We start from the raw sequence: 12,002 nt of genomic DNA on the forward strand, positions 1-12,002 counted from the left end.
AACAGTGGCCGGCCATGGGTGGCGTCGTTGACACGGACCAGGTTCGTGTCGAGTTGGTCCGGCATTTCTTGAGCCGTGGGGGTCGGGATCTTTCAGCTCAATCGCGTGCTAGCGGCGGCGCCGGGCCCCTAGCGGTTGGCCAGACCGCATCCGATGCTGGGTCGCGCCCACCGCATTCTGGACCCGCGCGGCGGTCACCTATCCCGTTTGCCCAGCTCAACCGGCTCAGACCCGGCCGAAACGAGGGGAATTCGAATTTGGGTCCGCGCGGAGCCCAAAAGAGCGTCTAAGCTTAGGACGCCAAGTCCTACCTTTGGTGTCGAGATCCAGGTTGGCTTGGGTTAGGGAAAGAGACAACGGCACAGTGGCCGTTCGTTGCCCTGTGAAAAATTCGGTCATGTCGTCGGGTAGCACGGTTGAACTGAGACGAGGTTGAAGAGCGATGGAAACACGTGTCACTCCCATTGCGGTCATCGGAATGGGATGTCGGCTTCCCGGGGGGATCGACTCGCCCGACAAGCTATGGGAGTCGCTGGTGCGCGGCGACAACTTGGTCACCGAGGTTCCAGCCGACCGCTGGGACGCTGACGACTACTACGACCCTGAGCCAGGGGTCCCCGGGCGGTCGGTGTCGCGATGGGGTGGGTTCCTCGACGACGTCGCCGGGTTCGATGCTGAGTTCTTTGGGGTTAGTGAGCGGGAGGCCACCTCGATCGATCCGCAGCAGCGGTTGTTGCTGGAAACCTCATGGGAGGCGATCGAGCACGCCGGCCTGGACCCAGCGTCGTTGGCCGGGTCCTCGACCGCTGTCTTTACTGGCCTTACTCACGAGGACTACCTCGTACTCACGACCGCTGCGGGCGGATTGGCGAGCCCGTACGTGGTTACCGGTCTTAATAACAGTGTGGCGTCCGGGCGGATCGCCCACGCATTGGGCCTGCACGGTCCCGCGATGACGTTTGACACCGCGTGCTCTTCGGGCCTGATGGCGGTACACCTGGCCTGCCGTAGCCTGCACGACGGCGAAAGCGACCTCGCGTTAGCGGGTGGCTGCGCGGTGCTGTTGGAGCCGCACGCCAGCGTGGCGGCGTCCGCGCAGGGCATGCTTTCCTCAAGCGGTCGGTGCCAGTCATTCGACGCCGACGCGGACGGGTTTGTGCGTTCCGAAGGCGCCGCGATGGTGTTGCTCAAGCGACTGCCGGATGCGCTGCGTGACGGTAACCGGATCTTCGCCGTGGTGCGCGGTACGGCCGCCAACCAGGACGGCGGCACCGAGACACTCATGATGCCGTCCGAGGACGCCCAGGTCGCTGTGTATCGTGCGGCGTTGGCGACGGCGGGTGTGGCGCCCGAAACGGTCGGTGTAGTGGAGGCGCACGGCACGGGCACACCGATCGGTGACCCGATTGAGTACCGCGGCCTGGCGCAGGTATATGGAGCGGGCACGCCGTGCGCGCTTGGCTCGGCCAAGAGCAACATGGGGCACAGCACGGCATCGGCAGGGACAGTTGGGCTGATCAAGGCGATTCTGTCGCTACGGCACGGGGTGGTGCCGCCGCTGCTGCACTTCAAGAAGCTGCCCGATGAGCTTGCCGACATTGAGACGGGACTCTTTGTGCCGCAGGCGGTTACGCCATGGCCCAACGGCGACGAGCACACGCCGAAGCGAGTCGCGGTGTCCTCGTTCGGGATGTCGGGGACAAACGTGCACGCCATCGTCGAAGAAGCCCCCGCAGAAGCTTCCGCACCCGAAACGTCAACCGGCGACGCGACAGCGGGCCGGCGGCTGTTCATGGTGTCCTCCACGTCCAGCGATGCACTGCGGCAGACCGCACGCCGGCTCGCCACCTGGGTGGAAGACCGCCAGGACTCGGTGACGCCTTCGGATCTGGCCTACACACTGGCGCGAGGCCGCGCGCACCGGCCGGTGCGCACCGCGGTGGTTGCCGCCGACCTGCCGGAGCTCATCGAGGGTTTGCGCGAGGTGGCCGACGGTGACGCCCTGTATGACGCCGCGGTGGGACAAGGCGATCGGGGACCGGTGTGGGTTTTCTCCGGGCAAGGGTCGCAATGGGCCGCGATGGGCGAGCAATTGCTGGCCAGCGAACCAGTGTTCGCGGCCACCATCGCCAAGCTAGAGCCGGTGATCGCCGCGGAATCGGGATTCTCGGTGACCGAGGCGATTACCGCGTCGGAGACGGTGACCGGGATCGACAAGGTACAGCCGGCGGTGTTTGCCGTGCAGGTCGCACTGGCCGCCACCATGGAGCAAACCTACGCGGTGCGGCCGGGCGCGGTCATCGGACACTCGATGGGTGAGTCGGCCGCCGCCGTCGTCGCGGGGGCGCTGTCGCTGGAAGACGCGGCGCGTGTCATCTGCCGCCGCTCGAAGCTGATGACCCGTATCGCCGGTGGCGGCGCCATGGGTTCGGTGGAATTGCCTGCCAAGCAAGTGAATTCCGAGCTCATGGCCCGCGGCATTGAGGATGTCGTGGTCTCGGTGGTGGCTTCGCCGCAGTCCACCGTGATCGGCGGCGCCACCGACACCGTGCGCGACCTGATCGCGCGGTGGGAGCAACGGGACGTGATGGCGCGCGAGGTGGCCGTCGACGTGGCATCGCATTCACCTCAAGTCGACCCGATCCTCGACGAGCTGGCCGCGGCGCTGGCCGACATAGCCCCGATGACACCCAAGGTTGCGTACTACTCGGCGACCCTGTTCGACCCGCGCGAGCGGCCGGTGTGCAATGCAACTTATTGGGTGGAGAACCTGCGCAACACCGTGCAGTTCGCCGCGGCGGTGCAGGCCGCGATGGAGGACGGCTACCGGGTCTTCGCGGAGTTGTCGCCGCACCCGCTGCTGACCCACGCCGTCGAGCAGACCGCCCGCGGCCTCGACATGTCGGTTGCCGCCCTGGCCGGCATGCGGCGGGAGCAGCCGCTGCCGCACGGGCTGCGTGGCTTGCTGACGGACCTGCATAGCGCCGGCGCCGGATTGGACTATTCGGCGCTGTACCCCGCTGGCCGGCTGCTGGATGCGCCGCTGCCGGTGTGGACTCACGCCCACTTGTTCATCGACACCGACGGGCAAGAACAGCGGGCACAAGGTGCCTGCACCGTCACCGTGCACCCGCTGCTGGGCTCGCATGTGCGGCTGCTGGAGGAACCCGAACGCCACATTTGGCAGGGCGATGTCGGTACCTCGGCACTGTCCTGGCTCGCCGACCACCAGGTGCATAACGTCGCAGCCCTGCCCGGCGCCGCCTATTGCGAAATGGCATTGGCCGCGGCCGTAGAGGTGTTCGGCGAAGCGGCCGAAGTCCGCGACATTGCCTTTGAGCAGATGCTGTTGCTTGACGAGGCGACCCCGATCGACGCCATCGCGTCGGTGGATGCGCCTGGTGTCGTCAACTTCATGGTGCAGGCGAACTCCGACGGTGAAAAGACGCGCAACGCCACCGCAACGCTGCACGCCGCCGCGGATGACGATTGCCCACCGCCGGCGTATGACATCGCTGCCCTGTTGGAAGCCCATCCGTCCAGCGTGAACGGGACCGACATGCGCGAATCGTTCGCGCAGCGTGGTGTTGCGCTGGGTCCGGCGTTCGCCGGTCTGGCTACCGCGCGCACCCCCGAGGAGGAAGCCGGCACGGTGCTGGCCGAGGTCGCGCTGCCCGCTTCGATCCGCTTCCAGCAGAGCGCCTATCACATCCACCCGGCGCTGCTGGACGCCTGCTTCCAATCCGTCGGCGCCGGCGTCGATGCGGCCAAGGCCGCCGGCAAGGGGGGCCTGCTGTTGCCGCTGGGTGTGGGCCGCCTGCGGGTCTACGGACCTACCCGCAATGCGCGCTATTGCTACACGCGGTTGACCAAGGTCGGGGCCACCGGGGGCGAGGCTGACCTCGACGTGCTGGACGAGCATGGGACCGTCCTGTTGGCGGTGCGCGGGCTACATATGGGAACTGGGACCTCCGAAAGCGGCGAGCGCGACCGCCAGTTCAGTGAGCGGCTGCTGACGCTCGGATGGCAGCAGCGAACGCTGCCCGAGGTCAGCCACGCCGAGGCCGGATCATGGCTGTTGATCGACGCGTCCAACGCCGCGGACACCCCCGATATGTTGGCTTCCGCGTTGACGGATGCCTTGAAATCCCATGGTCCCCAAGGCACCGAATGCGCCAGCCTGTCCTGGTCGATCCAGGACGCCCCGCCGAACAATCCCACTGGCCTCGAGAAGCTCGGCAGCCAGCTGCGTGGCCGCGATGGTGTGGTGATCCTGTTTGGGCCACGCGGCGGCGACCCCGATGAGCAAGGTCTGTTGGCCGGTCGCGAACAGGTCCGCCATCTGGTTCGGATCACCCGGGAGCTGGCTGAATTGGAGGGCGAGCTGCCGCGTCTGTTCGTCGTGACCAGACAAGCCCAGGTAGTGAAGTCGCACGACTCGGGAGAAAGAGCCAACCTGGAGCAGGCCGGGCTGCGTGGTCTGCTACGGGTGATCAGTAGCGAGCATCCAATGCTGCGCACCACCCTGGTCGACGTGGACGAGCACACGGACGTTGAACGGGTGGCTCAACAACTGCTGAGCGGATCCGAAGAGGACGAGACCGCCTGGCGGAATGGCGACTGGTACGTGGCCCGGCTGACTCCCAGTCCGCTCGGCCATGAGGAGCGGCGAACCGCGGTGTTGGATCCCGAGCAGGACGGTATGCGGCTGCACGTCCGCAGGCCGGGTGACTTGCAAACGCTGGAATTCGTCGCGAGTGACCGGGTTCCGCCCGGCCCCGGACAGCTCGAGGTCGCGGTCAGCATGTCCAGCATCAACTTCGCCGACGTTCTGATCGCGTTCGGCAGATTCCCCATCATCGACGACCGCGAGCCGCAGTTGGGTATGGACTTCGTCGGTGTGGTGACTGCGGTCGGGGAGGGCGTCACCGGTCACCAGGTCGGTGACCGTGTTGGCGGGTTCTCCGAAGGCGGCTGCTGGCGGACGTTCCTCACCTGTGACGCCAACCTGGCGGCCACCCTTCCGCCCGGCTTGACCGATGAGCAAGCGATCGCGGCGGCCACCGCGCACGCCACCGCCTGGTATGGGCTGAACGACCTGGCTCAGATCAAGGCCGGTGACAAGGTGTTGATTCACTCCGCGACCGGCGGCGTGGGGCAGGCGGCCATTTCAATCGCCCGCGCCAAGGGAGCCGAGATCTTCGCGACCGCCGGCAACCCGGCGAAGCGAGCGATGCTGCACGACATGGGTATCGAGCACGTCTACGACTCGCGCAGCGTCGAATTCGCCGAGCAGATCCGCAACGACACCGACGGGTACGGCGTGGATATCGTGCTGAACTCGCTGACCGGTGCCGCGCAACGTGCCGGGCTGGAGCTGTTGGCCTTCGGCGGACGCTTCGTCGAAATCGGCAAAGCCGACGTTTACGGCAACACCCGGCTGGGGCTGTTCCCGTTCCGTCGCGGCCTGACCTTCTACTACTTGGACCTCGCGCTGATGTCGGTCACCCAGCCGGACCGGGTCCGGGAGTTGCTCACCACGGTGTACAAGCTCACCGCAGACGGCGTGCTGACCGCACCGGAATGCACGCACTATCCGCTGGCCGATGCGGCCAACGCCATCCGTGCAATGAGCAACGCCGAGCACACCGGCAAACTCGTGCTCGACATACCGCGCAGTGGCAGTAGAAGCGTCGTGGTGCCGCCGGAGCAAGCTCCGGTCTACCGGCGCGACGGCTCCTACATCATCACCGGTGGCTTGGGTGGCCTCGGTCTGTTCTTCGCCTCGAAGCTGGCCGAGGGGGGCTGTGGCCGGATCGTGCTGACCGCGCGCTCACAACCCAACCCCAAAGCCCGCCAGACCATCGAGCGTCTGCGCGCGGCTGGGGCGGACATCGTGGTGGAGTGCGGCAACATCGCCGAACCCGACACCGCGCAGCGCCTGGTGAGCGCTGCGACCGCCACCGGGCTTCCGCTGCGCGGCGTGCTGCATTCGGCGGCGGTGGTGGAGGACGCCACACTGACCAACATCACCGACGAGCTCATCGACCGGGACTGGTCGCCCAAGGTCTACGGATCCTGGAACCTACACCGCGCCACGATCGGGCAGCCGCTGGACTGGTTCTGCTTGTTCTCCTCGGGCGCGGCACTGTTGGGCTCACCAGGTCAGGGCGCTTACGCGGCGGCCAACAACTGGGTCGACGTCTTCGCCCACTGGCGCCGCGCTCAGGGCCTACCGGTCACCGCGATTGCGTGGGGTGCGTGGGGAGAGGTCGGCCGCGCCACGTTCTTGGCCGAAGGGGGCGAAATCATGATCACCCCCGACGAAGGCGCGTATGCCTTCGAGACGCTGGTGCGCCATGACCGCGCCTACAGCGGTTATATTCCGATCCTCGGGGCGCCATGGCTGGCCGATCTCGTCCGCCGCAGCCCGTGGGGTGAGATGTTCGCATCCACTGGGCAAGGCTCAAGGGGCCCAAGCAAATTCCGCATGGAGCTAGTTGCGCTACCCCAAGATGAATGGGCCGGCCGGCTGCGGCGTCTGCTAGTTGAGCAGGCCAGTGTGATCCTGCGTCGCACGATCGACGCCGACCGATCATTCATCGAGTACGGCCTGGACTCCCTGGGCATGCTCGAGATGCGGACCCACGTTGAAACCGAGACCGGGATACGCTTGACCCCCAAGGTAATCGCCACAAACAACACCGCGCGCGCCTTGGCCCAGCATTTGGCGGACACGCTGGCCGAGGAGGAGGCGGCGGCACCGGCGGCATCATAGGAGCCGAATTCGGCTGTACCGCAAGGGTTCTTCGTGCGCTCAAATTGGCACGCTGCGGTTCGTCGTGTCTTGGCTAGCAGCGATATGCTCCGTTGAAACGGCCTTGGTGGCCGTTTCGCGGGGTTATCCGCAGTCGCATGCGGCGGATCACGGTGTGCACGTTGGGTGACGCGCTACATGCGCACGGCGACACCAGCCGGTTCGCGGCGCTGGAAGTCGCCGTCCGGCGCATCACCGCCGATTTTGTGTCAAACGCAAATCAATAGCGCGAGCCGCTAGTTGCGGATCAGGAATCCGTAGGGCGCACATGTCCAGCCGAATTTGTTCTCCCGTGCCACGTCATGCTTGTAGTCGTGTGGGAATTCATGTTCGTATGCCTCAATGGCTTCATACGGGCCGGGGCCGAACCCGGGAAGGACGGGATGTCCGTTGATGTTGGAGTCTTCCACTATCACGTAGTCGCCGACGGAGAGTAACGGCCGCAGTAGCTTCATCTCGGCCAGTACGTGGTTCATCGAGTGGTCGCTATCCAGGATGGCGAAGATCTTGCCAGGGTATTCGCCTTTGAGGCGCTGGATGTGCTCGGCAACGGCTGGGATGGTGGATGGCGATTCAAGGAACATGATGTCTGGATCGCGCCGGGCTGCCGGATCGAGAGCCTTCTGGGAGATGTCCACGGAAAGTACTTTGAATGGTTGACCAGTATGTCTCATGACGTTGGCGAAAAATAGCGCCGAGCCGCCGTAGCGGCTGCCGAACTCGATGATCAGGGATGGTTTTAAGTCGATCAGGATCTCCTGGTAATTCCACATGTCGCTGACCGATTTCCAACATTTGATCCCCATCCAAGTGGTCTTATTCCACACCAAGTTGCTGTAGTACCACTTGTGGTATTCCTCAGTTGCCGAGTCACTCGGTCGGTAAACCAATTGAGCCACCGCACTCGCCAGTTTTCTCACTATTTCGGCCAGCCGCATGAATAGGCCCATCACGTCCATACTGTCATCTCCTCACTAGCCAGTCCGTGGTCACTGGAATATTGGTTGCTCGGCCAGTCTCTCTACGAGAACCGATAGCGTCAGCGCTGACTCAAATATGGCCGCGGAAATTCGAATGTCCGCATTCCTGTCCACACTAGTTGACTCTCTGGGTGGCCGCGGCTATGGGGATGAGACGCAAGCCGATCCGCGCCGGGTGGTCCTTCAGGCTCACTCCATGACCCAGCCGTACTCCGAGGGAACAGTGCACAGCAGGGAACGGATCGCCTCGAGGGACTTTCCCGGTTCCTCGATGTGTCCGTGATGCTCGATGATCAATTGCCCTTCATAGACGCCACAGGAGTAGAGATCGAGGGGGACACTGATGGAGCAATAGAATCGGCCCTGAATATCTTCGATCTTGAGATCCGGCGGAGTGCGCATAGCCGGGAACGCAGTGGCGTCAGTGCAGAAGACCAGCGGTGGCAGCCCGGGGGGAGTTCCTTCGAATGCCGTACCGAAATGGAGCCCCGACTGTTGAATCACGCCATCTGCCAAGTCAGTCCGAAGTGTGGCAACGATATCGGTTGCCAGATCGACGATGTCGGTGTCCGGCCCGATCTCGGCGAGGTAGGAGGCCGCCCCGAGTAGGTTGGTAGCTTCGGTCGGACCCACCGGGGGAGCAAGAACAAATCGCAAGTCGACGGGATAGACGTAGGGAATTGGGACGTGTGGGGTTTCGCGGAGTTGCCACTCGGTCAGCAGGATTGCCGCCGCCACCACGGCGTTGATGCTGAGGCGATGCTCACGGCCGAACGCCATGAGGTCCGATGTCTCCAGTTTGGTAAGCCAGAGTCTGGTGACCGGAACAGCTTGGGGCGATCCGGGATGCGCGAGGACGTCCGGCGTCGCGGTGGCTGGGATCTCATAGGCATACATCACCGGCATGAAGCGCTCGGCTCCCGACAGCCCTTGCTTCTTCACACCCCGCTGTTCCAGCGCGGCCTCCATCGACAGCGGCGTGGGCTGCGGGGTTATCGGACCGGGGTCACCGGTAGCCACCGCGTCGGTGTAGCGGGAGAACAGCTCATCGACGAGAACGGCCCCATGGTGACCGTCGGCCATGCTGTGGTGGATATAGAGTGTCAGCTCGGCCCCTCCCTCGCGGAGCGTGAGCCGCAGATGCAGCAGGGACAGGCTCTGATCGAGCCGAATTCCGGCGGGTGTCTCACCAACGCCCGACGGTGCCCCGTTGTTGCCGTCGACAACACTTATCCCGGCGTGGAGCAGGTCGTCGGCAACGAGGTTCCAACCACCATCGGGGTTTGGCTCAATGTGACTGGCCAACACCGGGTGGGCTTCTACGAGCGCGTCGAAGGCGTCCGACAGCGCATCGACATCGACAACACCGCGCAGCTGGATCGTCATGGAAGTGAAAACTTCGTATTGCGCGAAGACTTCCTCGCTGTGTGACAGCTTTCGGATCACCGATCCAGGAAACACCTCAAGACTCCCAACTGGTCACTGCATGCCGGGCCACCGCATGCTGGGTCAATGCGTGCTGGCCCGTCGATAGCCAATGGCCAGGGGTACGGCGCATGCGGCGCAAATGCCCGCGGTCCACAGCAGCATCCCGATCATCGGAGATAGCACCGGACCGCCCATCGCATATCCGCGCATCGCCGCGATGGCGTAGCTCACCGGCTGGTGGGCGACGAACGGCTGAATCCAGCCTGGATATGAGTCCAGCGGTACCAGACCGGTGGAGAAGAAGATCGCGATTGCTTGCACCAGCTCAACGCCTTCCACCACAACCGTTTGCGCCGTATAGAGCGCCACGGTGGTGACGATCGCTGCGATTGCGATGCCAAGTATCACCGGAACACACAGCCACATCAGGCTCGCGACCAAGCCCTGCCGGAACCGGAAACCCAGTACCACCCCGGTACCCAGCATCACGAGCGTGGTGAAAAGTGTCCGAATCGCGTTTGCGAGTATTCGAGAGATCAGGCCCGATGCCCGGTGCACGGGCAGCACCCACAGTCGGGAAAGCAGGCCCATGGAGCGCTCACGCATCAGGTCGATAGCCACGAACGTTGATCCGGTGATCGCGGCGCCGAGCGCGATCAGCGGAACGATGCTGTAGAGCCCGCTGTCGTGGGTTACGACGTAGGCCAGGTTACCGAGCACGATGTTCAGCACCACCATGAAAAGAATCGGTAGCACGACAGCTCCGGTAACGGTGACATAGTCACGCGCCCACCGGGTGAGTAGCCGCTTAGTCTGCAACAGAGTCTGGGTAACCAGCGGTCGAATCGAGTTGTCCGGGTAATGCCCACGCACGGGTGCAAACCCGACTTGCTGAGTTGTCATAGGGATCACTGCCGTCTGGAGAGAACGAGGATGGATGCGGCCACCAGGACCACCAGGAAACCGAACAGCCACGCCAACGTCGGGGCCATGACAGGCCAGGTCACCGGTAACGCTGACTTGGTCGTATCCCCGGCCAATGCGCGCAGCGCCTCCACGAACTGCGAGATTGGTTGGTTGCGGACAAAGGGATGGATCCAATGCGGGAACAACTTTAGTGGCATCAGACCGACAGACAGCAGCCCGAAGATCAGAACTGGCAAGGTCAGCAGCGGCAGCATGGCGTCCGGGTTCCCGCTAGCGGTGCCCACCAGGTCAGCGCCGAAAGACAGCAACGCCCCGATCACGATCACCAGTACACAAAAGCCGACAATATAGAGGGTTCCGCGATGGAAGCGGAATCCGATCACGTGGCCGCAGATCAGCGAGACCACCAAACACGTGGTGCATCGGTCCACGGCGACCCACACGCGGGCAAGCGGCGGCGTCAACTGGGCGATCGGCATAGACCTGAACCGTCGATTGATGCCCAGCTGAGAATCGGTTGCGGCTCGGAACGCCGACCCGATCGCGGCGAACGTCACGGCCTGCAGGGCGACCAGCGGCGTGATGTATTGCCCAATGTTGCTGGCGACGCCCGAGCTGCCCACGAACTGGTTCCACGGCAGGTGAAACGGTATGTAGAAACCCACCATGAAAACTATCGGCGCGCCGACGGTGGTGATTCGTTCACCGTTGCGCAGACCCGGCGCGACGAAACGCCGATAGAGCACCCACAACTGCAGGTGCGCGGACGGGCGACGTGGGCTCGCCGTACCCGCGCTCAGCCGCTTGAAGGTCGGGGCCGGCGTCGGGTTTAGGGCGGGGGCGCTCATCGCATCGCCGCCGACGCCAGATGGCTCAGAGATTCGCTGGGATCCGCTGTCATGGAAAGGAATACGTCGTCGAGCGATGGCCGGCGGAGCGCAATATCGGCCAGTTCGATATTCGCCTCGTCGATCCGGCGCGCGGCCTCGATGAGCGTGCGGGTGCCGTCTGGCGCCGGCATCGTAACCCGGTCCGATTCGGGTGTCAGTATGGCCCTGCTTTGTTCGGGCAACAGCGAACCAAGCGCCGCGACGATAGCGTCCAGATCCTTCAGATCCTTCGGCACGATTTCGCAGAATGTGCTACCGGCGCGGTGCTTGAGCTCATTGGCGGTGCCGTCCGCGATGATCTTGCCGTGATCGATCAAGATGATCCGGTCGCTGAGCGCATCCGCTTCCTCGAGATACTGCGTGGTCAACAGCGTCGCGATGCCGAGCTTCTTGAAGCTGGCAACCAGATCCCAAATGGCTTGCCGGCTCCTCGGATCCAGCCCGGTGGTGGGCTCATCCAAGAACGCCACCTGGGGTTGGACCACCAATCCGCACGCGATGTCTATCCGTCGACGCATCCCGCCGGAGTAGGTGCTCACCGCCCGCTTCCCGGCGTGCGCCAGGCTGAATTGCTCGAGCAGTTCAGCCGCGCGTTTGCGCGCCGCAGACTTGCTCAGCCCGTACAGGCGGGCGAACAACACCAGGTTCTGCTCGCCGGAAAGCGCGTCGTCGACGGCCACCTGCTGTCCGGTGACCATGATCGAACGGCGCACACCGGCCGGCTCGGCAACGACGTCGTAGCCGGCGACGGTCGCCGAGCCTCGATCCGGCCGGGTCAGCGTCGACAAGATGTCGACCATGGTGGTCTTGCCGGCCCCGTTCGGGCCAAGCAAACCGATCACTTCGCCGCGTCCAACGTCGAAGCTGACGTCGTCCAGGGCCACAATCTTGCCCTTGCCGTAGGTTTTGCGAACCCCGCGAACCACCACAGCCATGTCGTTGTTGTGCATCCGATCCTCC

The 12,002-nt window shown here is 64.2% G+C and carries 7 protein-coding genes; 2 read left to right on the top strand and 5 right to left on the bottom strand.

The window, feature by feature from the left end:
- Nucleotides 1-442: 442 nt before the first annotated feature.
- Both pks2 and AADZ55_RS07525 read left to right on the top strand, forming a co-directional pair.
- A complete protein-coding gene (pks2, locus tag AADZ55_RS07520) occupies nt 443-6,778 on the top strand; it encodes a sulfolipid-1 biosynthesis phthioceranic/hydroxyphthioceranic acid synthase (RefSeq protein ID WP_085325413.1) in 6,336 nt (2,111 codons plus the stop codon).
- A gap of 137 nt (nt 6,779-6,915) precedes the next feature.
- Entirely contained in the window at nt 6,916-7,044 is a 129-nt protein-coding gene (locus AADZ55_RS07525; RefSeq protein ID WP_278248611.1) for a hypothetical protein, read from the top strand.
- Nucleotides 7,045-7,053: 9 nt separating this feature from the next.
- Here the strand turns inward: AADZ55_RS07525 and AADZ55_RS07530 are convergent, their stop codons facing one another.
- The 5 genes from AADZ55_RS07530 to AADZ55_RS07550 form a co-directional block, all read right to left on the bottom strand.
- Entirely contained in the window at nt 7,054-7,767 is a 714-nt protein-coding gene (locus AADZ55_RS07530; RefSeq protein ID WP_423202391.1) for a rhamnosyl O-methyltransferase, read from the bottom strand.
- Between the two features lie 219 nt (nt 7,768-7,986).
- Nucleotides 7,987-9,258, bottom strand: a complete 1,272-nt coding sequence (locus tag AADZ55_RS07535) for a phthiocerol/phthiodiolone dimycocerosyl transferase (RefSeq protein WP_085325411.1) — start codon at nt 9,256-9,258, stop codon at nt 7,987-7,989.
- 48 nt (nt 9,259-9,306) lie between these two features.
- The gene (locus AADZ55_RS07540) at nt 9,307-10,137 is read right to left on the bottom strand and encodes an ABC transporter permease (protein WP_085325410.1); all 831 of its coding nucleotides are present in this window, start codon (nt 10,135-10,137) and stop codon (nt 9,307-9,309) included.
- Nucleotides 10,134-11,000, bottom strand: coding sequence for an ABC transporter permease (locus AADZ55_RS07545; protein WP_085325409.1), 867 nt, complete (start codon nt 10,998-11,000; stop codon nt 10,134-10,136). Before AADZ55_RS07545 ends, AADZ55_RS07540 begins: the two co-directional genes overlap by 4 nt.
- On the bottom strand, nt 10,997-11,992 hold the full coding sequence (locus tag AADZ55_RS07550; RefSeq protein ID WP_085325464.1) for an ATP-binding cassette domain-containing protein: 996 nt from the start codon (nt 11,990-11,992) through the stop codon (nt 10,997-10,999). The genes AADZ55_RS07545 and AADZ55_RS07550 overlap by 4 nt, the downstream gene beginning before the upstream one ends.
- Nucleotides 11,993-12,002: the final 10 nt, after the last annotated feature.

Origin of the sequence: Mycobacterium decipiens (genome assembly GCF_963853665.1) — a bacterium.
GTDB lineage: Bacteria > Actinomycetota > Actinomycetes > Mycobacteriales > Mycobacteriaceae > Mycobacterium > Mycobacterium decipiens.